The following is a 23,035-nucleotide window of genomic DNA, read 5'->3' on the forward strand; positions in this document are numbered from 1 at the left end:
GTACTGAAACCTGAAGGAAGAGGGTGGGCGGATGCTGGCCGTTACTAGGAGAACCGCCTTCGGCGCCGCCGTCACGGCGCTGGTCGTGGGCGTGGCCGGATGCGCCGGGCCGGAAGCGGAGGAAGCCCGGAAAGACGCCCCCGCGGCCAAGAAGGGACCCGGCGCCCCCAAGGCGATCGTCAAGCTCATCGGCGACGGCTCGACCGCGTTCACCGGCGCCCAGCCCAATCTGGCCAAGCCCGAGCGGCTCAAACCGGGGGAGAAGCCCCCCCAGTTCGTGGTGTTCTCGTGGGACGGGGCCGGCGAGGACAGCCAGAAACTCTTCTCCCACTTCCGTGAGCTGGGCAAGAAGTACAACGTGACCATGACGTACTTCCTGAGCGGCGTCTACCTGCTGCCGGAGGAGAAGGCGGAGCAGTACAAGCCGCCCCAGCACTCGCCCGGCAGTTCGGACATCGGCTTCAACGACATCAAGGGGATCAAGGCCACCCTGCGCGAGCTGCGCGCCGCCTGGAACGACGGCAACGAGATCGGCACCCACTTCAACGGCCACTTCTGCGGCGACGACGGCGGCGTCGGCACCTGGTCCGTCGAGGAGTGGAAGAGCGAGATCAAGCAGGCCATGTCCTTCGTGAAGAACTGGAAGACCAATGCCGGGCTGAAGACCGAGGCCCCGCTGCCGTTCGACTACGACAAGGAGATGGTCGGCGGCCGCACGCCCTGCCTGGAAGGGCAGAAGAACATGATGAAGGCGGCACGGACGATGGGCTTCCGCTACGACTCCAGCGGGATCAGCAACCAGGTCTGGCCCAAGAAGACCGAGGGCATGTGGGACGTCCCGCTCCAGCTCGTACCCGTACCGGGCCGGGACTTCGAGACCCTCTCGATGGACTACAACTTCATGTGGAACCAGTCGGGTACGGTCTTCGGCGACCCGTCACAGCACACCTACTGGGGCAACCAGATGAGGGACGGTCTGCTCCAGGCCTTCGACCGCGCCTACAAGGGCAACCGGGCCCCGCTGATCATCGGCAACCACTTCGAGTCCTGGAACGGCGGTACGTACATGCGCGCCGTCGAGCAGTCGATCAAGAAGATCTGTGTGCAGAAGGACGTACGGTGCGTGTCCTTCCGTCAGCTCGCCGACTGGCTGGACGTACAGGACCCGGCACAACTGGCCAAGCTGCGCACGCTCCGCGTCGGCCAGGCTCCGAAGGGCGGGTGGGAGTCCTTCCTGGCCACGGCGGCCGCGGGCCCGAAGGGCAGCGGCGGCCCGTCGTCCCAGCCGTCCGCCCACGCCGAGAAGCACTGACGGCCCGCGGCGGCCCCGGCCGCGTGGGACCGGGGCCGCTCCGCGGAGGGCTGGGGCCGTATTACGACGGCTGGGGCACGGAGAGGCTCTCGCCGAGCACGAAGGCCGGGTCGATCTGGGCGGCCAGGTCGATGCCCGTCTTCGCGTTGCCCCAGCTCTTGGCGTTCTTGAGATGGAAGTGGACCATCTGCTGCGTGTACCGCTCCCAGTCGCGGCGCTCGTACGAATCCTCCGCCGCGTCCTGGAGCGTCTGGAGCGCGCAGCGGTTGTCCGCCTCCAGCAGATCGAACGGGGCCGGCCTGCCCTTCTCCATGGCCCGGACCCAGTCCGAGTGCCCCACCGTGATCAGCAGGTCGTCGCCCACCTCCGTACGCAGGAATTCCAGGTCGTCCTCGCCCTGCACCTTGTTGCCGACGACTGCCAGCGAGACACCGAAGTCCCGGGCGTACTCCTTGTACTGGCGGTAGACGGACACCCCCTTGCAGGTCGGCTCGGCCACCAGGAACGTCATGTCGAACCGGGTGAACATCCCGGAGGCGAACGAGTCCGAACCGGCTGTCATGTCGACGACCACGTACTCCTCGGGGCCGTCGACCAGATGGTTGAGGCACAGCTCCACCGCGCCGACCTTGGAGTGGTAGCAGGCCACCCCCAGATCGGATTCCGTGAACGGCCCCGTGGCCATCAGCCGGATCTCGCCGCCGTCGAGCGGGACGGGCCGGGCGCACGCGTCGTACACCGGGTTGTTCTCGAGGACCCGCAGCAGCCGCGAGCCCTCGCCCGGCGGAGTGGTCTTGATCATCGCCTCGGCGGAGGCGATCCGCGGATTGCTGCCGCGCAGATACTCCTTGATCAGCGGAAGGTGTGCTCCCATCGCGGGCAGCGCGGCGGCCTCCCTCTCGTCGAGGCCGAGCGCGGCCCCGAGATGCTGGTTGATATCGGCGTCCACCGCGATGACGGGGGCCTCGTTGGCGGTGAGATGGCGGATGAAGAGCGAGGACAGCGTCGTCTTGCCGCTGCCGCCCTTGCCTACGAAAGCGATCTTCATGTTCACATAGGGTAGTGGTGATCTCGCTCACGGTGACAAATTGGCGTGACGAAGACCACTCCAAGGTGGGGCGCACGCCATGGGCGCGTAGCCTCCCTACTTATGAGTACGACAGCCTCTGACGCCTTCTTCGCGCCGCGGCCGGAGGATCCCCTGGCCGCGCTGGCCGCCCTCCCTGGGGTCCCCGGCGCGGTGGAATCCGTACGCGCGGCGGTCGACCGCGTCTACAGCCACCGTGTGATGCGGCGCCGCAGCAATGAAGTCACCTCGGAGGCGGCCCTGCGCGCCGCACGCGGCTCCGCGGCGCTGTCCGGCGCCGACTGGGCGCTCGAAGAGGTACGCCGACGCAGTGACTTCGGCTCGGATGCCGAGGCGCGTACGGTCGGCGCGGCCCTGCGGCTCAACGCGGAGGCCGGTCAACTCCTTTCCATCTGGGCGCAGTCGCCGCTGCGCGTCCTGGCCCGGCTGCATCTGGTGGCCGCGGGTGGCGCCGGCGTCCCGGACCGTACGGTGGGCCGGCCACGGCTGGCGGGCGAACCGGTGGCCGAGGTGCCCGGGAGCGAGACACCCGGGACGGGCGGGCCCCTGGCCGAGGCTCCGCTGCCCGCCGCGGACGAGGTCGCGGGACGGCTGGAGGGGCTGTCCGAGCTGATCGTCGCCGCGAGCCCCGCCCCGGCCCTGGTGACTGCCTCGGTGGTGCACGGCGAACTGCTTGCGCTGCGTCCCTTCGGCTCGTACAACGGCCTGGTGGCGCGGGCGGCCGAGCGGGTCGTACTGGTCGGCAGCGGTCTCGACCCCAAATCGGTCTGCCCGGCGGAGGTCGGCCACGCGGAGCTGGGGCGCGCGGCGTACGCCGCCGCCTTCGAGGGCTATCTCTCGGGAACCCCCGGCGGCATGGTGGCGTGGATCACCCACTGCGGACGCGCGGTGGAGCTGGGTGTCAGGGAATCGATCGCCGTCTGCGAGGCGCTTCAGCGGGGCGCTGCCTGATCGGCCCTGCCCGAACGGGGTTGCGGCGGCACCCAGTTGGCGCCGCCGCTCGCATGTCCACGGGGTTACCAAGCGTCCTCGAGAAGTTGCCCATCAGGTCGGGTGCTTTGCCCGTCGCCTGGTGCGGCTGGCCCGTATTCGACGGGTCGACGTCGCGTGGGTACTCCGTTTTCATACTTCGGTCCGTGGGGCCTTATGCGTTAACTGGTGATCCTCTCGGATGTCCTTGGTCTCGCGGGCCGTTGAATCCTTTGTACTCCAGCCTGCGGTAATGCGGAACCCTTACCCGCACTTCTTTACTTTTAGCTTCAAATAAGCGCGAAACGGTCATGTGTTGATGGCTTTCTGTCGGATGCGTCGATTTCCGGTCAGGCAGGTGTGGACTGGCGTCGCCGGCTGGCGTACCAGACCAGTCCGGCCGTGGCCGCGGCGGTGCCGACGGCCGCTGCCGCGACCAGTGCCGGGCGGGGCGGCATGGAGAACGCGGGCAGCCGCTGCTTGAGCCGGACGGGCCGGTTGAAGACCAGAATCGGCCAGTCTCGCGCCAGCGCCTCGCGGCGGAGCGCGCGGTCCGGATTGACGGCGTAGGGGTGGCCGACCGACTGGAGCATCGGTACGTCGGTGAAGGAATCGCTGTAGGCGTAACAGCGGGACAGGTCGTACCCCTCGGACTCGGCGAGCGCCTCGATCGCCTCGGCCTTGGTGGGGCCGTACGCGTAGTACTCCACCTCGCCCGTGAAACAGCCGTCGGCGCCGACGACCATGCGGGTGGCCACGACCCGGTCGGCTCCGAGCAGCTCGCCGATGGGCTCGACGACCTCCGCGCCGGAGGTGGAGACGATCACCACATCGCGGCCGGCGGTGTGATGGTCCTCGATGAGGGACGCTGCCTCGTCGTAGATGATCGGGTCGATGAGATCGTGCAGTGTCTCGGCGACGATCTCCTTGACCTGCTGGACGTTCCAGCCCTTGCAGAGCGCGGAGAGGTACTCCCGCATCCGCTCCATCTGGTCGTGATCGGCTCCTCCGGCGAGGAAGACGAACTGCGCGTATGCGGTACGCAGTACGGCGCGGCGGTTGATCAGACCGCCTTGGTAGAAGGACTTGCTGAAGGTCAGCGTCGATGACTTCGCAATGACCGTCTTGTCCAGGTCAAAGAAGGCTGCTGTGCGCGGCAAGGAGTGGTTTTCCACGGGCATGAGCATATGCGCCCACCATTCGGCGTAAGCTCGGGCGCGTGGGTTTGCCTGAGAAGGCTCTCGGGTACACCATGGAAGTCACGGATCGTTCGCGACCGTGCTAACCCGGTCCGGCTCCTCCCCCCCCGAGTCGGCCGTGGGGACGACCCCCGCTCTCCCCCCCGGCGGGGGTCGTCGCATGTCCGGACGCGTTTTGGACTCTCCATCACGCCGTCCTCCTCTCCTCGGTGGCTGTGTGCGGCGGCCTCTCTCCATGTATACGCGTCACGGTGCGTAGTCGGTGCGCTGCTCTCCGGAAGTCACCGGTATGAGCGAGCGGGATATTCACAACTGGTGAGTTGTCCACAGTTTTCGAGCAAGATCCACACGATTTTCCGTTCCGCCGCACGGTGATTCCTGTCGCGAAGTTCGCGGAAGCCGGAATCGCCGATACCGGATGAGTGCGAGATCGCAAGAGAGCGTTCGCAGATCCGGATCGGGACGGAGATAGATAGGGGCGGAGATCGTGGCTGGATCCATGACATCCGATCGGTCGGAGGTGGCCGAAGGACGCGGGGCGGGACCGCTGATCGTCACCGAGGACATGGGGTTGCTCGACGATCTGCTGCGGCTGTGCGCCGCGGCGGGCGCCGAGCCGCAGGTGCACCATTCGGTGCCGGAGCGCAAGGAGATCTGGGAAGAGGCCCCGATGGTGCTCGTCGGGGACGACGCGGCGGCACGGTGCCGGGGCACCACCCGCAGGCGGGGCGTGATGCTCGTCGGGCGGGACCAGGACGACCCCGACGTGTGGCGGCGGGCGGTGGAGATCGGCGCTGAGTGCGTGCTGCGGCTGCCCGACGCGGAGAGCTGGCTCGTCGACCGGATCGCGGACGCCGTCGAGGGCGTGGGCCGACAGGCGCTGACGGTCGGAGTCATCGGCGGTCGGGGCGGTGCCGGGGCCTCGACGCTGGCTTGTGCCCTGGCCGTCACCGCGGCGCGGGCCGGCCGCCGCACGATGCTCATCGACGCCGATCCGCTCGGCGGCGGGCTCGATGTGCTGCTCGGCGGGGAGCAGGCGGAGGGCAGACGATGGCCGGATTTCGCGGCTTCCAAGGGGCGGGTCGCGGGCGGGGCGCTGGAGGAGTCGCTGCCCCGGCTCCACGCCCTGCGGGTGCTGAGCTGGGACCGGGGGGACTCGGTGGTGATCCAGCCGGAGGCGATGCGGTCGGTGCTCGCCGCCGCCCGCAGACGCGGTGGCGTGGTGGTCGTGGATCTGCCGCGCCGTGTGGACGAGGCCGTGGCGGAGGCGCTGGCCCAGCTCGATCTCGGGCTGCTGGTCGTCCCCGCCGAGCTGCGGGCCGTCGCGGCGGCCCGCCGGGTGGCCTCGGTGGTGAGCATGGTGCTCCCGGACCTCCGGGCGGTGGTCCGCGGTCCGTACGCGGCCGGACTGGACGAGCAGTGGATCGCCGATGCGCTCCGGCTCCCACTGGCGGGCGAGGTGCCCCTGGAGCCGGGCCTGCCACAGGCCCAGGACGGCGGGGTGCCGCCGGGGTCACGGGCGCGCGGACCGCTGGCCGCGTTCTGTACGGCCTTCTGGGAGCGTGCGCTGGCCGGGGACGGGAGCGTGGCGTCATGACCGCCGGGACGGACTCCGGAGGGCTGCTGGACGCCGTACGGCAGCGGCTCGCGCAGAGCGGGGCGGATCCGACACCGGCACGCGTGGCGGCTGCGTTACGGGCACAGGGGCGGTTGCTGGGCGATACGGAAGTGCTGGGCGCCGCCGAGGAGCTGCGGTGCGAGCTGGTGGGCACCGGGCCGCTGGAGCCGCTGCTCGCCGACCCGTCGGTGACCGATGTGCTGGTCTCCGCGCCCGACCGGGTGTGGGTGGACCGGGGCGGCGGTCTTGAGCTGACCGCGGTGTCGTTCGCCGACGCCGCTTCCGTACGAAGGCTCGCTCAGCGGCTCGCCGCGGTGGCGGGACGCCGGCTGGACGACGCCAGACCCTGGGTGGACGCCCGGCTTCCCGACGGAACCCGGATGCACGCGGTGCTGCCGCCGGTGGCCGTCGGCTCGACGTATTTGTCGCTGCGGGTGGTGCGGCCCAAGGCGTTCTCCCTGGGGGAGTTGACCGCGGCGGGGACGGTGCCGCCGGGTGGCGAGCGCGTGCTGCGCGCGCTGATCGAGGCCCGCCTGTCGTTCCTGATCAGCGGCGGCACGGGTACGGGAAAGACAACGCTGCTCTCGACACTGCTGGGCCTGGTCGGGGCGCGGGAGCGGATCGTACTGGCCGAGGATTCGGCGGAGTTGAGGCCCGACCATCCGCATGTGGTGCGGCTGGAGGGCAGGCCGGCCAACCAGGAGGGCGCGGGCCTGGTCGAACTGCGCGATCTCGTCCGGCAGGCGCTGCGGATGCGGCCCGACCGGCTGGTCGTCGGTGAGGTGCGAGGCCATGAAGTCACCGAACTGCTGGCCGCTTTGAACACTGGTCACGAGGGCGGCTGCGGCACTGTCCATGCCAATACGGCAGCGGACGTTCCCGCTCGGCTGGAGGCCCTGGGGACGGCCGCGGGCCTTGACCGGGCGGCGCTGCACAGCCAGTTGGCGGCCGCGCTCTCGGCCGTGATCCATCTCGTACGGGACCGGGACGGGCACCGCAGGGTCGCCGAGGTGCACGTGCTGGAGCGAGACGGCGCCGGGCTGGTGGTGCCGGTGCCCGCGCTGAGCTGGGGAGCCGAGGGCTTCGCCTACGAGCGGGGCTGGCCACGGCTGCGGGAGCTCATCGGGGGTGCGCTGTGACGGGCATGTGGATGCTCGCCTGCGTATGCGCTGCGGCGCTGTGCGCGGGAGCCGCGGTCCGGTTGACGGTCGGGTACGGGCGCGGGCTGCGCCGGGCCAGGCTGCTGCTCGCGGACACAGGCGCACCGGATGGGGCCCTGGCAGGGCCTCTCCGGGGGCGCTGGAAGTTGGAGGCCCGTGCGTGGACGGGAATGCTGGGCCGGGAATGGCTCTGTCTTCCGTCGGCGGTGGTGCTCGCTGTGCTGGGGGAGTCGGTGCTGCCGCTGATCGCGGGGGCGCTGGCGGTGCCGCTGACGAGGCGGCGGCTGCGGGCCAGGGAGCGGAAGCGGGCGCGGGAGCGCCGGGCCGACGGGATCGTCGCGCTGTGCGGCACCGCGGCGGGTGAGCTGAGGGCCGGCCTCCAGCCCGTACAGGCCCTGCTGGCCGCCTCGGCGGCCACGGGCGGGCTGGCGGGCGCCGAGGCCGCCGTACTGGCCGCTGCGCGCTTCGGCGGTGACGTACCGCGCGCTCTGCGGCAGGCGGCGGGTGAGCCGGGCGCTGGCGGCCTTGTGGGGCTCGCCGCCTGCTGGCGGGTGGCTGTCGACGGCGGGGCGGGGCTCGCGGCCGGGCTGGACCGGCTGGAGGCCGCGCTGCGGGCCGAGCGGGAGCAACGAGACGCGCTGCGCGCGCAGTTGGCGGGCGCCTGGTCGACGGTCGTGCTGCTCGCGCTGCTTCCGGTGGTGGGTCTGCTGCTGGGCTCGGCGCTGGGCGCGGATCCACTCCGGGTGCTGCTGCACACCCCGGCGGGCTGGGGCCTGTTGCTGGTGGGCGGAGCGCTGGAGGGCGTGGGCCTGTGGTGGGCCGGCCGGATCGTACGGGCCGGGGAGGCGCCATGAGCCAGGACTTCGTCCACAGGCTGTGGGGGACGCTCCCGGTGCTCGTCGCCCTCGGATGCGCGGCTCTGGCGGTGGTGGCCCTGCGGCGCGAACGGCGGGTGCGGGGGCGGCTCGTGGCCCTGCTGGCGGTCGAGAACCGACGGCGGCGGCCAAAACCGGCGACGGCGGCGTGGGTGAGGCGCTGGGGCGCGCCGCTCTGCGCGGTGATCAGCGGCTGGGTCCTGGTCGGCGGTGTGCCCGGCTGGCTGGTGGGGCTGGCAGGGGCGTACGGGGTGCGGAGATGGCTGCGTACCAGGAAGCCGGACGACCGTCCCCGGGCCGAGGAGGCGGCCTGTCAGCTACCCCTCGCCGCCGATCTGCTGGCCGCCTGTGTGGCGTCCGGAGCGGGGCCGCGCGAGGCGGCGGAGGCGGTCGGCGAGTCGCTGGGCGGACCTGTGGGCGACCAGTTGGCGCGCACGGCGGCGGAGCTGCGGCTCGGCGGTGAACCGGCCGAGGCGTGGGGGCGGTTCGGTGCGATACCGGGCGCGGCGGGACTGGCCCGCTGCCTGGAGCGGGCGGGGGCCACGGGAGCCCCGGCGGCGGAGCCGGTGTCGCGGCTGGCCGACGGCCTCAGGGCGGAGCGGTCGCGCACCGCCCTGGCCAGGGCCCAGCGTGCCCAGGTGCTGATCACCGCTCCGGTGGGGCTCTGCTTCCTGCCCGCGTTTCTGGCGGTGGGCGTGGCCCCGGTTGTCATCGGTCTCGCGACCGGGCTGCTGAAGGGCAACTGAGCCCTTCGGCCCGGCTCTTGGGCCGGGATTTCTCTTCAGTTTCCAATCAGTGATTCCTACAGGGAGGCAGACATGTGGTTGACCATGCGACGGATGGTTCGTGCGGGTCAGGTGGGCCGGATGCGTCGGACGAGGTGGCTGTGGGCGCGTCGGCTCCGTACCGACAGCGGAATGGCCACTTCCGAGTACGCCGTGGCGACCATCGCGGCCTGTGCGCTCGCGGCGGTGCTCTACAAGGTGGTCACGAGCTCGACGGTCTCGGCCGCGCTCCAGTCGGTGATCGGGAAGGCGCTCAATGCGCAGATCTGAGGCCGTCCGTTCGGAGCGCGGGTCGGTGACGGCGGAGGCGGCCGTGGCGGTTCCGGTGCTGGTCGTGTTCGCGATGGCCCTGGTCTGGGCCCTGATGGCGGCCTCCGCCCAGATCCAGTGCGTGGACGCGGCACGGGCGGCGGCGCGGGCCGCCGCCCGGTCCGAGCCACGGGCCGTGGCACTGGAGGCCGCGCGTTCGGCCGCCCCGGAGGGCGCCGAGGTCACGCTGGGGCTTACGGGCGGTCTGTGGCGGGCGCGGGTGGAGGCTCCGACGCCGGGGCCGGGCGCCCTGGGCCTGACGCTCACGGCCGAGGCCGCCGCGTCGGCTGAGGACACCGTGGGGGCCTCAGACGACGGCGTGAAAGGCCCGGGACCGGGGGAGGCGGCGTCATGACCAGGGACCGGGGTTCGGCGAGTCTGTGGGTGGCGATGGCGGCCACCACGATATGCGTGGTGTTCGCGGCGGTGCTCGCCATGGGGCAAGCGGTGGTCGCCCGCCACCGGGCGGCAGCGGCGGCGGATCTGGCGGCCCTCGCCGCTGCCGACCACGCGCTGCTGGGGTCGGCGGACGCCTGCCGGAGAGCGGTCGATGTGGCGTCGGCGCAGGGGGCGGAGGTGGTGAGGTGCGCGCTGAGCGGGGGCATCGCGGATGTGACCGCCCGGGCCGCCTTCGGACCGTACGCCCCGACGGTCAGGGCCCGCGCGGGCCCGCCGCTGACGACGCTGCCGCCCGGAGGCGGGGAGGCCGTGCCATGAGATGACAGCGCGGCGCCGCACAGTGGCACTACTCCACGGCGGGCCCGACCGGCTCGGCCTCCGGGGTTTCCACGGCGGCCGGGTTCGGAGCCGATCTCAGCAGTTCGGTGAGGAGGCGTACGGCGCCTCGCTTGTGGAGGGGGTCGTTGCCGTTGCCGCACTTGGGGGACTGGATGCAGGACGGGCAGCCGGCGTCGCACTCGCAGGAGGCGATGGCCTCGCGGGTGGCCGCGAGCCACTCGCGGGCCGTCCGGAAGGCCCGCTCCGCGAATCCCGCGCCGCCGGGATGGCCGTCGTACACGAAGACCGTCGGCAGCAGGGTGTCCGGGTGGAGCGGCACGGAGACTCCGCCGATGTCCCAGCGGTCGCAGGTGGCGAAGAGCGGGAGCATCCCGATGGAGGCGTGTTCGGCGGCGTGCAGCGCGCCGCCGAGCTGCTCCGGATTGACCCGGGCCCGGTCGAGCTGGTCCTCGGTCACCGTCCACCAGACGGCTCGGGTCCGGAGCGTCCGTGGCGGGAGATCGAGCTTGCTCTCGCCGAGCACCTCGCCGGTGATGAGCCGGCGGCGCAGAAAGGAGACGACCTGGTTGGTGACCTCGACGGAGCCGTAGCAGAGGCGTCCGTCGCCCCACGGCACCTCGGTCTCGGTTTCGAGCACGGAGATGGCGGTGGTGTCGCGGGCGGTGGTGGAGTACGGCGGGGACGCCTCCTCGACCAGGGCGACCGAGTCCGCGAGATCGAGTTGCCTCACCAGATAGGTGCGGCCCTGGTGGAGATGGACGGCGCCGTCGTGGACGGAGGTGTGGGCGGCCGCCTCGTCGACCGTGCCCAGCAGCCGGCCGGACGCCGCCTCGACGATCTGGACGGGACGACCGCCCTCGCCCCGGATGTCGGCGAGGTCGGCGGCCCGCTCGCGGCGGGTCCAGTACCAGCCCGAGGCGCGGCGGCGCAGCAGGCCCGCGGTCTCCAGTTGCGGGAGCAGACCGGGGGCGGCCGGGCCGAAGAGCGTCAGATCGTCGTCGGTGAGCGGAAGTTCCGATGCCGCGGCACACAGATGGGGGGCGAGTACATACGGATTGTCGGGGTCGAGGACGGTGGACTCGACGGGCTGCTGGAACAGCGCCTCGGGGTGGTGGACGAGGAAGGTGTCCAGTGGGTCGTCCCGGGCGACCAGGATGGCCAGCGCCCCTTCCCCGGACCGCCCGGCGCGGCCCGCCTGCTGCCACAGCGAGGCGCGGGTCCCGGGGTAGCCGGCGATGACGACGGCGTCCAGTCCCGAGACGTCGATGCCGAGTTCCAGGGCGGTGGTGGCGGAGAGGCCGAGAAGCTCGCCGGAGTGCAGCGCGTTCTCCAGGGCGCGGCGCTCCTCGGGCAGATAACCGCCCCGGTAGGCGGCGACCCGGCGGGCCAGGGAGCGGTCCACCTCGGCGAGGCGTTCCTGGGCGATCACGGCGATGAGTTCGGCGCCCCGGCGGGACCGTACGAAGGCCACGGTGCGGGCGCCCTGGACGGTGAGGTCGGTGAGCAGGTCGGCGGTCTCGGCGGTGGCGGTACGGCGGACGGGAGCCCCCTTCTCGCCGTGCAGATCGGTGAGCGGGGGCTCCCAGAGGGCGAAGACCAGTTCGCCCCGCGGCGAGGCGTCGTCGGCGACCTCCCGTACGGCCAGGCCGGTCAGCCGTCCGGCGGCCACGGCGGGTTCCGCGGCGGTGGCCGAGGCGAGCAGGAAGACCGGATTCGCACCGTAGCGGGCGCATACGCGGCGGAGCCGGCGCAGCACCTGGGCCACATGCGAGCCGAAGACACCGCGGTAGATGTGGCACTCGTCGATGACGACATAGCGCAGGGAGCGCAGGAAGGAGGACCAGCGGGGGTGGGACGGGAGTATGCCCCGGTGCAGCATGTCCGGATTGGTGAGCACGTAGTTGGCGTACTGCCGGACCCATTCGCGCTCTTCGACGGGGGTGTCGCCGTCGTACACGGCGGGGCGCACACGGTTGCCGAGCGGGTCCGCCAGCGTCCGTACGGCCCGGCGCTGGTCGGCTGCGAGCGCCTTGGTCGGGGCGAGATACAGCGCGGTGGTGCCCCGGCCGTTGGCGGCCTCGGCCCCGTCGAGGAGCGTGGTGAGTACGGGCGCGAGATACGCGAGCGACTTGCCCGAGGCGGTGCCGGTGGCGATGACGACGGACTCGCCGTCCAGGGCGTGCTCGGCGGCGGCCGCCTGGTGGGCCCACGGGTGGTCGATCCCGGCCCGCAGAATGGCGTTGATCACTTCGGGCCTGATGCGGTCGGGCCAGACCGCATGACGGCCCGGGCGCGGGGGCAGGTGCTCCGTATGGGTGATGCGCGTAGCACGGTCCGCCCCCGCGGTGAGCCGGTCGAGGACCGTGGCCGGGGAGGGCCGGTCGCCCCCGCTCGCTGGGGGCCCACTGGGGTGGAGATTCCTGGCCATCGGGATCGAGTGTGTCACTGGTGTGACGGACAATGGGCTCAAGGCGTCGTGCGCGACTGCTGGTAAGTGATTGAATGCCATCGCGGCTGGCGATACGTCCCCTGGCTCCGTCGGGGAGACCCGAGGGGCGACCGCTCGATAGCAAGGTGCTGGAGGATCCGTGGACCTGTCCCTGTCGACTCGCAATGTGTCCGGCCCTGGTGGCGACCGTACGGTCGTCGAGGTCGGTGGCGAGATTGATGTGTATACCGCGCCCAAGCTGCGCGAGCAGTTGGTCGAGTTGGTGAACGACGGCAGCTACCACCTGGTTGTCGACATGGAGGGCGTGGACTTCCTCGACTCGACCGGTCTCGGCGTGCTCGTGGGTGGCCTCAAGCGTGTGCGCGCCCATGAGGGCTCGCTGCGTCTCGTGTGCAACCAGGAGCGCATTCTCAAGATCTTCCGGATCACCGGCCTCACCAAGGTGTTCCCGATCCACACCACGGTCGACGAGGCCGTGGCGGCCACCGACTGAGGCCGGCCGCAGCTTCCGGAAGAGGGCAGAGGCACCGGGCGTTCCGCCCGGATGCCCTCGCTCGTGAGTTCGCACGCTCGTACGTTCGAGGGGGATCGCATGGCCACCGTTGAACTGCGTTTCAGCGCCCAGCCCGAACATGTCAGGACGGCCCGCCTGGTGGCGGCCGCCGTGGCGCGCCGGGCCGGTGTCGACGAAGCAGTCCTGGACGAGGTCAGACTCGCGGTCGGTGAAGCATGCAGCCGGGCGGTCGGGCTGCATCGCAGCCATGGCATCACCGCCCCGGTGAGGGTCGTGCTGACCGAGGAGGAGAAGAACTTCTCCATCGAGGTCGGCGACGGCGTCACCGGCACCGGCGGCGGTGCCGGAGGCGCGGACTCGGGCACGCCCGATGGGGCGTCCTCCGGCGATCTCCATGACGGCGACGCCGAGGGCGAGGACGAGATGGGGCTCGCGGTGATCAGCGGGCTCGTCGACGATGTGGAAGTCACCTCCGGAGACGACGGTGGCGTCATCCGGATGAGCTGGCCGACGAATCCGGCCGTGGCGATGCCCTGAGCCGTGATGCTCCGAGCCGCGATCCCTTGATCGGACGGCTCTGCCGTCCTGCCTTGAAAGGCCCTGCTGAGCAGGGCCTTTCCTATTTCCCGGAAGATCGTCGATCATTTTATCAATGTGTTTATCCCATTACTTATTTTCATTGCGATCATTTGCTTACGGATAAGTCAAGGTCAATTACATGTGGCGTGCTCTGTTTTGATCAGGTTCTGCTCCCTACAATCCGTCCATCTTGAACGCTGAGCGTCAAGGAGGACGAATGGCGGGGCACTTCCATCCACAACTGTCCGAATACCCCACTTCTCTCGCGGCTGCGATACTCACGGACGACAACCGGCTCATCGTGATCGTCATCGCGGTGGTCGCGCTGGCGGCGCTGTTTGTCGCCCAGCTACTGGTCCGGCAGGTCCTGGCGGCCGGCGAGGGCACCGATTCGATGAAAGAGATCGCGGCGGCCGTACAGGAAGGCGCGAATGCCTATCTGGCCCGGCAGTTGCGCACCCTCGGCGTCTTCGCCGTCGTGGTGTTCTTCCTGCTGATGCTGCTTCCGGCCGACAACTGGTCGCAGCGCGCGGGACGTTCGCTGTTCTTCCTGGTGGGTGCGCTTTTCTCGGCGGCCACCGGTTACATCGGCATGCGGCTCGCCGTACGCAGCAATGTGCGCGTCGCCGCCGCCGCGCGCGAGGCGACCCCGGCGGAGGGCGAGCCGCAAAAAGATCTCACGGCCGTTTCGCACACGGCTATGAAGATCGCATTCCGTACGGGCGGTGTGGTCGGCATGTTCACGGTGGGCCTCGGCCTGCTCGGTGCCTCCTGCGTGGTCCTCGTCTACGCCGCCGACGCGCCCAAGGTGCTGGAGGGCTTCGGGCTCGGCGCCGCGCTGATCGCCATGTTCATGCGTGTCGGCGGCGGTATCTTCACCAAGGCGGCCGACGTCGGCGCCGACCTGGTCGGCAAGGTCGAGAAGGGCATTCCCGAGGACGATCCGCGCAATGCCGCGACCATCGCCGACAACGTGGGCGACAACGTCGGGGACTGCGCGGGCATGGCCGCCGACCTCTTCGAGTCGTACGCCGTGACGCTCGTCGCCGCGCTGATCCTCGGCAAGGCGGCGTTCGGGGACTTCGGGCTCGCCTTCCCGCTGATCGTTCCGGCGATCGGCGTGATCACGGCGATGATCGGCATCTTCGCGGTCGCCCCGCGCCGCGCCGACCGCAGCGGAATGAGCGCCATCAACCGCGGCTTCTTCATCTCCGCGGTGATCTCGCTCGCCCTGGTGGCCGTCGCGGTCTTCGTCTACCTGCCGTCCTCGTACGCCGGGCTGGACGGAGTGGACGACCAGGCGATCCTGACGCACTCCGGCGACCCGCGCGTGCTCGCCCTGGTCGCGGTCGCCATCGGCATCGTGCTCGCCGCGCTGATCCAGCAGCTCACCGGCTATTTCACCGAGACCACCAGGCGCCCGGTCAAGGACATCGGCAAGTCCGCCCTGACCGGCCCCGCCACCGTGGTGCTCGCGGGGATCGCCATCGGCCTGGAATCGGCCGTCTACACAGCGCTGCTGATCGGTCTCGCGGTGTACGGGGCGTTCCTGCTCGGCGGTACGTCGATCATGCTCGCCCTCTTCGCGGTGGCGCTGGCCGGCACCGGACTGCTCACCACCGTCGGCGTCATCGTCGCCATGGACACCTTCGGCCCGGTCTCCGACAACGCCCAGGGCATCGCCGAGATGTCCGGCGACGTCGAGGGCGCGGGCGCCCAGGTGCTCACCGACCTGGACGCCGTCGGCAACACCACGAAGGCGATCACAAAAGGCATCGCCATCGCCACGGCCGTACTCGCCGCGGCGGCGCTCTTCGGCTCGTACCGCGACGCCATCGCCACGGCCGTCGCGGATGTGGGTGCCACGGCGGGCGGGCTGACCCTCAGCCTGGACATCTCCCAGCCCAACAATCTGGTGGGCCTGATCCTCGGCGCCGCGGTCGTCTTCCTGTTCTCAGGACTGGCGATCAACGCGGTGTCGCGGTCGGCCGGTTCGGTGGTGTACGAGGTGCGGCGGCAGTTCCGCGAGCACCCCGGGATCATGGACTACACCGAGAAGCCGGAGTACGGGCGCGTCGTCGACATCTGTACGAAGGACGCGCTGCGCGAGCTGGCCACGCCGGGGCTGCTCGCCGTCCTCACCCCGATCGCCGTGGGCTTCTCGCTCGGGGTCGGGGCGCTCGGCTCCTTCCTGGCCGGCGCGATCGGCACCGGCATCCTCATGGCCGTCTTCCTGGCCAACTCGGGCGGTGCCTGGGACAACGCCAAGAAGCTCGTCGAGGACGGCCACCACGGCGGCAAGGGCAGCGACGCCCACGCCGCGACGGTGATCGGCGACACGGTCGGCGACCCGTTCAAGGACACTGCGGGTCCGGCGATCAACCCGCTGCTGAAGGTGATGAACCTGGTGGCGCTGCTCATCGCGCCGGCGGTCGTGCAGTTCAGCTACGGGAGCGACGCCAGCGCGGGGATCCGCGCCGTGGTGGCGGTCCTCGCCATCGCAGTCATCGTCGGGGCCGTGTACGTCTCCAAGCGTCGTTCCGTGGCGGTGGGCGACGGGGACGGCAGCGGCGGCGAGGGTTCCGGCGGCGGGAGCGAGAAGTCGCCCGATCCGGCGGTGGCTTCCTGATGGCCGGCCGGAGGTCCGACCGGGGCCCGTGACCGTACCGGCAGGTCCATGACCGTACCGGAGCGGCGGCGGGCGGGCGGCGCGGAAGGGACGCGCCGCCCGCCTGTGGGCACCACCGGGAACGCGTGGTGAGCGTGAGGGTTCTCTCCCTTGGTGCAAATGGCTGCAATAGCACACAGACTGGGCTACTGGGGCGCGGTTGTCGCCCACATGGCGTGTATGTTCCGGGGCCGAGAGCCTTGGAAGGGACCATCCGGTGAACAAGAAGCTTGTGGCCGCGCTGTCCGGCGGTGCGGTACTGCTCATGGCGCTGTCCGGTTGCAGTGACGACAGCGAGAGCAAGGTGAACGACTGGGCCAAGAAGGTCTGCGACCAGGTTCAGCCCGAGCTGAGCAAGATCGGGGCCGCCAACACCTCCATCCAGCAGGCGACCTCGGACAGCACCAAGCCCGCGGATGTCCAGAAGACCGACTCCGCGGCCTTCCAGTCCATCTCCGGCGCCTACAAGGCGCTGGGTTCCGCCGTGAACAGCGCGGGCGCCCCGCCCGTCGCCGACGGCGAGAAGACTCAGCAGGAGGCCGTCAAGGAACTCAACGCCACCTCCGCGGCGTACGCGAGCCTCCAGAAGAAGGTCGACGGGCTGGACACGAAGGACCAGGCGGACTTCGCCGACGGCCTCAAGGACGTCGCGGACGAGCTGGACAAGCTCAGCAAGAGCGGTGACCAGGCGCTCCGGCAGCTCCAGTCCGGCGCTGTCGGCGCGGCGATGGCGAAGCAGTCCGGCTGCCAGAAGACCCCGGCGGCGAATGCCGGCGGCACCGGCGCGCCCGCCGACGGCAGCTGACCCGGTCCGCCGGTCAGAGCCTAGGCTCCGACCGGCCCGACAGGCACCAGGCCGTACGGGCGTGACGGCGGTGGCGCGCTGCCAGGGTTGGGCAGCGCGCCTTCGCCCCGTGTCCCGTTCGCGTCGCGGCCCGTACGTCGTACGCCTGTGCCTCGTACCCCGTACCCCCGTACCTCCTGTGAACCCCGCAACTCCCGCTCTCGAACACCGCACCGCGGCCCGGTCCCCCGAACGGAGGGACCGGGCCGCGGGCCGTTGTCAGTGGCAGCCGCCACAATGGGCGGGTGAGTACGACCAGCCTTCCCACGCCCGACCACTCGACCCGACTCCGTGCGGCTCTGCTGGCCGCGGACTTCACCGTCGACGGCCTCCTCGACCTGCTCGGCGCGCCCGCGTACGCCGCGCTGGCCCGCAGCGAGACCGTGCCCGCGCTGCGCGCCACCCGTGGCGACACGCCGCTCGAAACGCTCGTACGGCTCTTTCTTCTCCAGAGGCCGGTCCCGGGGGAGCGCGCGGCGGCCGCGCTGCCGCTGGACGAGGCGCTGGCGGACGGCTGGCTGGTACGGGACGGGGCGGAGGTCCGCGCGACGGTGGATGTGCGGCCGTACGGCGGGCCGGCGGGGCAGGACTGGTTCATCGTCTCCGACCTGGGGCTCGCGGTCGGGGGCGCCTCAGGAGCGAGCGGCCATGACGAGGGGGTGGTGCTCGGCGTCGGCGGCGCCTCGACGACCCTGGCCGGGATCACCGTACGTACTCCTGTCGAGAAGGCGCTCGATCTCGGCACCGGCTGCGGTATCCAGGCGCTGCACGCGACCCAGCACGCCACACGGGTCACGGCCACCGATCTCAATCCGCGAGCGCTCGGCTTCACCCGCCTGACGCTGGCTCTGTCCGGCGCGCCGGCCGCCGAGTTGCGCGAGGGGTCGCTGTTCGAGCCGGTCGGGGACGAGACGTACGACCTGATCGTGTCGAACCCACCGTTCGTCATCTCGCCCGGCGCCAGGCTGACTTACCGGGACGGCGGGATGAGCGGGGACGATCTGTGCCGGACGCTCGTTCAGCAGGCGGGGGAGCGGCTGCGCGAGGGCGGCTTCGCGCACTTCCTCGCCAACTGGCAGCACGTGGAGGGGGAGGAGTGGGAGCAGCGGCTGCGCTCATGGGTGCCGGCCGGCTGTGACGCCTGGATCGTGCAGCGCGAGGTCCAGGACGTCACGCAGTACGCCGAGTTGTGGCTGCGGGACAGCGGCGACCACCGGGAGGATACGGAGGAGTACGCCGCGCGGTACGAAGCGTGGCTGGACGAGTTCGAGACCCTTAAGACCAAGGCCGTCGGCTTCGGCTGGATCACGCTCAGGAAGTCGGGCGCGGAGCGGCAGTCCGTTGTCGTGGAGGAGTGGCCGCACCCGGTCGAGCAGCCGCTCGGCGAGACCGTACGCGCGCACTTCGAGCGGCAGGACTATCTGCGCGCGCACGACGACGCGGGGCTGCTCACCGGGCACTTCGTCCTGGCGCCCGAGGTCGTCCAGGAGCAGGTGGGGCTGCCAGGCGCCGAGGATCCGGAGCATGTGGTGCTGCGGCAGCACCGGGGCATGCGGCGGGCGACGAAGGTCGACGCGGTCGCGGCCGGATTCGCGGGGGTCTGTGACGGGAGGCTGAGCGCAGGGCGGATCGTCGACGCGATCGCTCAGCTCATGCAGGAGGATCCGGTGCTGCTCCGTGACCGTACGCCGCAGGCGATCCGTCTCCTGGTGGAGGAGGGCTTTCTGGAACCGGCACCGACTTCTGTCTGACGGCGGACACGACGGGCGGGCGGCGCGGGGCGCCGGGCGGGGCGGGCATCGTGCGTGCTCGGGCCGTCGTGCGCGCTCGGTCGGTACGCACATGGTCGGCTGGTACGTACATGATCGGCGTGTGGGCCAAGGGCTCCCCGGGATCGGCCGGGCGGTCGGATGCGTAGGCGCGTGGGCGCGCGGCGGGGCGATGCCCCAGGGGCCGTTGCGGGCCCAGGGGCGCCTTGAGACGGTCCGATCCGGCCGAGTCTGACCCCGCTCGATCTGACTCGGTCCGGCTCGATCTGGCTTGCACAGGGCTTGACCGGCCCTGTCCGGAACGCCGCGCTGGGCCGTCCGGCGGCGGCCGGCCGACTGCCGAGGCCGACGGGACCGGCCCCGGGCGCGCCGTGGCTCCCAGCCGGTGCTGTGGCCTGCCGGGCGGCACCCGCGTACCGGCCGGAGCGGGCCGGGGGAACGCGTGCGGGGCGTTCACCCGGAATTCGTACCGCTGACGCCCCGAGGTGCCAGCCTCGGCCTCCTGGACCCTCGTCGCCTTACGGGGCGGCATCGCGCAAGGAGTGAGGTACGGGCATGGAAAGTGGGCCGGCGATCTTCGCGGGGGCGACATTCGCGCTGTTCGGCGCCGGGCTGCTGCTGTGGACCGGGGTACGCGTGCTCCATCGCGCACCCGTCGCCCACGGAATACGGCCTGCGGCCTCCATCACGCTCGCGACACTCTCGGGCGTGGTCTTTCTCGCTCTCGGCGTGTGGTGCTTCGGTCGTGTCTGATCCCGGTTCTCCGAGCCGGACCGGAACCTCCGGGCCATGATCGAACAGGTGCGCGCAGACCGCCGCCAGGCGGCTCGACCTGCACCGGACGGGTTTCGGAGCCCCGCGACCGGGGCAGCTTGAAGCACCCCGGCGGAACCCTGGCCACCGGTTCCCGACGCGACGGGCCCGGGGGTCCGGGCGGCAGGAATGGCTGGAGTCGGGTTACCGTTCGAGTGGCCGTTGCGGGCTTTTGCCGTTTGACACGGGGGCGGGTTGTACCGTCACACTCCGCAGCGAAGCAGCGTCACCGCTGGGCCGTCCGCGCCCGGCCGTGCCGTACGCCCGTACGGTGCCGTACGGGCCCACCGAGCGTCGACCGGAGAGAAGAGCGAAGTTGTCCCCGACCAGCGAGACCGCACACGGCGGCCGCCGACTCGTCATCGTCGAGTCGCCTGCCAAGGCGAAGACGATCAAGGGCTACCTCGGCCCCGGCTATGTCGTCGAGGCGAGCGTCGGGCACATCCGCGACCTCCCGAACGGCGCCGCGGAGGTGCCCGAGAAGTACACCGGCGAGGTGCGCCGCCTCGGTGTGGACGTCGAACATGACTTCCAGCCGATCTATGTGGTCAACGCCGACAAGCGGGCTCAGGTCAGAAAGCTCAAGGAGCTGCTGGCCGAGTCCGACGAGCTGTACCTCGCCACCGATGAGGACCGCGAGGGCGAAGCCATCGCATGGCACCTCCAGGAAGTCCTCAAGCCCAAGGTCCCCGTCAAGCGGATGGTCTTCCACGAGATCACCAAGGACGCGATCAGGGCCGCCGTCGCCAACCCGCGTGAGCTGAACTCGCGCATGGTCGACGCGCAGGAGACCCGCCGCATCCTCGACAGGCTGTACGGCTACGAGGTCTCGCCGGTCCTGTGGAAAAAGGTCATGCGCGGCCTCTCCGCCGGCCGGGTGCAGTCCGTCGCCACCCGGCTCGTCGTCGAGCGGGAGCGCGAGCGCATCGCGTTCCGCTCCGCGGAGTACTGGGACCTGACCGGTACGTTCTCCACCGGCCGCGCCGGAGACGCCTCCGACCCGTCCTCGCTGGTCGCCCGGCTGAACGCGGTCGACGGCCGGCGTGTCGCCCAGGGCCGGGACTTCGGCCCGGACGGACAGCTCAAGACCCCCCAGGCGCTGCACCTCGACGAGGCCAACGCACGCGCGCTCGCCGCCGCCCTGGAGAACGCCTCCTTCTCGGTCCGCTCGGTCGAGTCCAAGCCGTACCGCCGCTCCCCGTACGCCCCGTTCCGTACGACGACCCTCCAGCAGGAGGCCTCGCGCAAGCTGGGCTTCGGGGCGAAGTCCACGATGCAGGTCGCGCAGAAGCTGTACGAGAACGGCTTCATCACCTATATGCGTACGGACTCCACGACCCTCTCCGACACGGCGGTCTCGGCTGCTCGTGCGCAGGTCACGCAGTTGTACGGGGCGAGCTATCTGCCGGACAGGCCGCGCACGTACGCCGGCAAGGTCAAGAACGCGCAGGAGGCGCACGAGGCGATCCGGCCCTCGGGCGACCGTTTCCGTACACCCGCGGAGACGGGTCTGACCGGCGACCAGTTCAAGCTGTACGAGCTGATCTGGAAGCGGACCGTCGCCTCCCAGATGAAGGACGCGGTCGGCAACAGCGTCACCGTCAAGATCGGCGGTACGTCGAGCGACGGCCGGGACGTGGAATTCTCCGCCTCCGGCAAGACGATCACCTTCCACGGCTTCATGAAGGCGTACGTGGAGGGCGCGGACGACCCGAACGCCGAGCTGGACGACCGCGAGCGCCGGCTGCCGCAGGTGGCCGAGGGCGACGCGCTCACCGCCGAAGAGCTGTCCGTCGACGGTCACGCGACCAAGCCTCCGGCCCGCTATACCGAAGCGTCGCTGGTCAAGGAGCTGGAAGAGCGCGAGATCGGTCGTCCGTCGACATACGCCTCGATCATCGGCACCATCCTCGACCGCGGCTATGTCTTCAAGAAGGGCACCGCGCTCGTCCCGTCCTTCCTGTCCTTCGCCGTGGTCAATCTGCTGGAGAAGCACTTCGGCCGGCTGGTCGACTACGACTTCACGGCCAAGATGGAGGACGACCTCGACCGCATCGCGCGGGGCGAGGCCCAGGCCGTGCCGTGGCTGAAGCGGTTCTACTTCGGCGAGGGCGACGACAACGCGGGGCTCGCGTCGGGCGCGGGCAACGGCGACGGAGACCACCTCGGCGGTCTCAAGGAGCTGGTCACGGACCTCGGCGCGATCGACGCGCGCGAGATCTCGTCCTTCCCCGTCGGCGAGGGCATCATGCTGCGCGTCGGCCGGTACGGGCCGTATGTCGAGCGCGGCGACAAGGACGAAGAGGGCCATCAGCGAGCCGATGTGCCGGAGGACCTGGCGCCCGACGAGCTGACCGTCCAGTACGCGGAGGAGCTGCTGGCCAAGCCGAGCGGCGATTTCGAACTGGGCGCGGATCCGGTGACGGGCCATCAGATCGTGGCGAAGGACGGCCGGTACGGGCCGTATGTCACCGAGATCCTCCCGGACGGCACCCCGAAGACCGGCAAGAACGCGGTCAAGCCGCGTACCGCCTCGCTCTTCAAGTCCATGTCCCTGGATACGGTCACGCTCGACGACGCGCTCAGGCTGATGTCGCTCCCGCGGGTGGTCGGCAAGGACGCCGAGGGCGTTGAGATCACCGCGCAGAACGGGCGGTACGGCCCGTATCTCAAGAAGGGCACCGACTCGCGGTCGCTGGAGACCGAGGACCAGCTCTTCGGCATCACGCTGGACGAGGCGCTGGCGATCTACGCGCAGCCGAAGCAGCGCGGGCGGGCCGCGGCCAAGCCGCCGCTGAAGGAGCTGGGTACGGACCCGGTGAGCGAGCGGCCGGTGGTGGTGAAGGACGGGCGTTTCGGGCCGTACGTCACCGACGGCGAGACGAACGCGACCTTGCGGACCGGAGACAGCGTCGAGGAGATCACTCCGGAGCGCGGGTACGAACTGCTCGCGGAGAAGCGCGCCAAGGGGCCGGCCAAGAAGACCGCGAAGAAGACGGCCAAGACTGCGGCGAAGAAGGCTCCGGTCAAGAAGGCGACGACGGCGAAGAAGGCCGCCGCGAAGACGACGGCGTCGAAGACCGCGTCGGCGGCCAAGAAGACGGCGTCCTCGAAGGCGGCGGCGTCGGCGAAGACGGACGAGTGACGGACCGGGAACGGTAGGGCGCGCGCCGGCTGATTGCGGTGCGTGGGTGGCTGGTTGGCCGCGGTGCGGCTGACCGCGGTGCGGTTCGTTCACGGTGCGGTTCGTTCACGGTGCGGTTCGTTCACGGTGCGGTTCGTTCACGGTGCGGTTCGTTCATGGGGCGGCACGGCGCGGTTCGTGCGGGAGCCTGGTCGGCGGCGGG

General features: G+C 70.8%; 19 protein-coding genes. 16 read left to right on the top strand and 3 right to left on the bottom strand.

Annotation, left to right across the window (positions count from 1 at the left end; genetic code table 11):
* Positions 1-31 precede the first annotated feature (31 nt).
* Positions 32-1,312, top strand: a complete 1,281-nt coding sequence (locus tag WH07_RS06905; RefSeq protein WP_046496578.1) for a polysaccharide deacetylase family protein — start codon at positions 32-34, stop codon at positions 1,310-1,312.
* Between the two features lie 61 nt (positions 1,313-1,373).
* Here WH07_RS06905 and WH07_RS06910 read toward each other — a convergent pair whose 3' ends face one another.
* Positions 1,374-2,360 carry an ATP-binding protein gene (locus WH07_RS06910; RefSeq protein ID WP_046496580.1) on the bottom strand — a complete coding sequence of 329 codons (987 nt, stop codon included), beginning with the start codon at positions 2,358-2,360 and terminating at the stop codon, positions 1,374-1,376.
* Positions 2,361-2,462: 102 nt separating this feature from the next.
* On the opposite strand from WH07_RS06910, the gene WH07_RS06915 reads away from it, so the two are divergent.
* A complete protein-coding gene (locus WH07_RS06915; RefSeq protein ID WP_046496582.1) occupies positions 2,463-3,350 on the top strand; it encodes a Fic family protein in 888 nt (295 codons plus the stop codon).
* A 368-nt stretch (positions 3,351-3,718) separates the two neighbouring features.
* Here the strand turns inward: WH07_RS06915 and WH07_RS06920 are convergent, their stop codons facing one another.
* Positions 3,719-4,555, bottom strand: coding sequence for an HAD family hydrolase (locus tag WH07_RS06920; protein WP_046496584.1), 837 nt, complete (start codon positions 4,553-4,555; stop codon positions 3,719-3,721).
* 511 nt (positions 4,556-5,066) lie between these two features.
* Here WH07_RS06920 and ssd point away from each other — a divergent pair.
* From ssd to WH07_RS06955, 7 genes are all read left to right on the top strand, one after another.
* Positions 5,067-6,164 carry a septum site-determining protein Ssd gene (gene ssd, locus WH07_RS06925; RefSeq protein ID WP_046496586.1) on the top strand — a complete coding sequence of 366 codons (1,098 nt, stop codon included), beginning with the start codon at positions 5,067-5,069 and terminating at the stop codon, positions 6,162-6,164.
* Positions 6,161-7,324 (top strand): TadA family conjugal transfer-associated ATPase, encoded by a 1,164-nt coding sequence (locus WH07_RS06930; RefSeq protein ID WP_046496588.1) that lies wholly within the window; start codon positions 6,161-6,163, stop codon positions 7,322-7,324. Before ssd ends, WH07_RS06930 begins: the two co-directional genes overlap by 4 nt.
* A 5-nt stretch (positions 7,325-7,329) precedes the next feature.
* Positions 7,330-8,199 carry a type II secretion system F family protein gene (locus tag WH07_RS06935; protein ID WP_232788751.1) on the top strand — a complete coding sequence of 290 codons (870 nt, stop codon included), beginning with the start codon at positions 7,330-7,332 and terminating at the stop codon, positions 8,197-8,199.
* A complete protein-coding gene (locus tag WH07_RS06940; RefSeq protein ID WP_079023010.1) occupies positions 8,196-8,966 on the top strand; it encodes a type II secretion system F family protein in 771 nt (256 codons plus the stop codon). Before WH07_RS06935 ends, WH07_RS06940 begins: the two co-directional genes overlap by 4 nt.
* 171 nt (positions 8,967-9,137) lie before the next feature.
* Entirely contained in the window at positions 9,138-9,275 is a 138-nt protein-coding gene (locus tag WH07_RS06945) for a DUF4244 domain-containing protein (protein WP_408645812.1), read from the top strand.
* Positions 9,262-9,669, top strand: a complete 408-nt coding sequence (locus tag WH07_RS06950; RefSeq protein WP_079023007.1) for a TadE family type IV pilus minor pilin — start codon at positions 9,262-9,264, stop codon at positions 9,667-9,669. Before WH07_RS06945 ends, WH07_RS06950 begins: the two co-directional genes overlap by 14 nt.
* Positions 9,666-10,031 carry an Rv3654c family TadE-like protein gene (locus tag WH07_RS06955; protein ID WP_046496594.1) on the top strand — a complete coding sequence of 122 codons (366 nt, stop codon included), beginning with the start codon at positions 9,666-9,668 and terminating at the stop codon, positions 10,029-10,031. Before WH07_RS06950 ends, WH07_RS06955 begins: the two co-directional genes overlap by 4 nt.
* A 28-nt stretch (positions 10,032-10,059) precedes the next feature.
* Here the strand turns inward: WH07_RS06955 and WH07_RS06960 are convergent, their stop codons facing one another.
* The gene (locus WH07_RS06960; protein ID WP_079023008.1) at positions 10,060-12,561 is read right to left on the bottom strand and encodes a DEAD/DEAH box helicase; all 2,502 of its coding nucleotides are present in this window, start codon (positions 12,559-12,561) and stop codon (positions 10,060-10,062) included.
* A gap of 79 nt (positions 12,562-12,640) precedes the next feature.
* Here WH07_RS06960 and WH07_RS06965 point away from each other — a divergent pair, with 79 nt between their 5' ends.
* The 7 genes from WH07_RS06965 to topA all read left to right on the top strand — a co-directional run bounded on the left by WH07_RS06965 (position 12,641) and on the right by topA (position 22,833).
* Complete coding sequence (locus WH07_RS06965) at positions 12,641-12,994, top strand: STAS domain-containing protein (protein ID WP_003967428.1); 354 nt, start codon at positions 12,641-12,643, stop codon at positions 12,992-12,994.
* A gap of 99 nt (positions 12,995-13,093) precedes the next feature.
* Positions 13,094-13,552, top strand: coding sequence for an ATP-binding protein (locus WH07_RS06970; RefSeq protein WP_046496607.1), 459 nt, complete (start codon positions 13,094-13,096; stop codon positions 13,550-13,552).
* A gap of 259 nt (positions 13,553-13,811) precedes the next feature.
* A complete protein-coding gene (locus WH07_RS06975) occupies positions 13,812-16,223 on the top strand; it encodes a sodium-translocating pyrophosphatase (protein ID WP_046496609.1) in 2,412 nt (803 codons plus the stop codon).
* Between the two features lie 256 nt (positions 16,224-16,479).
* Positions 16,480-17,067, top strand: a complete 588-nt coding sequence (locus WH07_RS06980) for a hypothetical protein (protein ID WP_046496611.1) — start codon at positions 16,480-16,482, stop codon at positions 17,065-17,067.
* Positions 17,068-17,351: 284 nt separating this feature from the next.
* The gene (locus WH07_RS06985; RefSeq protein WP_046496613.1) at positions 17,352-18,857 is read left to right on the top strand and encodes a DUF7059 domain-containing protein; all 1,506 of its coding nucleotides are present in this window, start codon (positions 17,352-17,354) and stop codon (positions 18,855-18,857) included.
* Positions 18,858-19,430: 573 nt separating this feature from the next.
* Positions 19,431-19,628 (top strand): hypothetical protein, encoded by a 198-nt coding sequence (locus WH07_RS06990; protein WP_046496615.1) that lies wholly within the window; start codon positions 19,431-19,433, stop codon positions 19,626-19,628.
* Between the two features lie 376 nt (positions 19,629-20,004).
* Positions 20,005-22,833: a type I DNA topoisomerase gene (topA, locus tag WH07_RS06995; RefSeq protein ID WP_046496617.1), complete on the top strand. Its 2,829-nt coding sequence runs from the start codon at positions 20,005-20,007 to the stop codon at positions 22,831-22,833.
* Positions 22,834-23,035: the final 202 nt, after the last annotated feature.

The organism is Streptomyces odonnellii, from assembly GCF_000981895.1.
Classification (GTDB): Bacteria; Actinomycetota; Actinomycetes; order Streptomycetales; family Streptomycetaceae; genus Streptomyces; species Streptomyces odonnellii.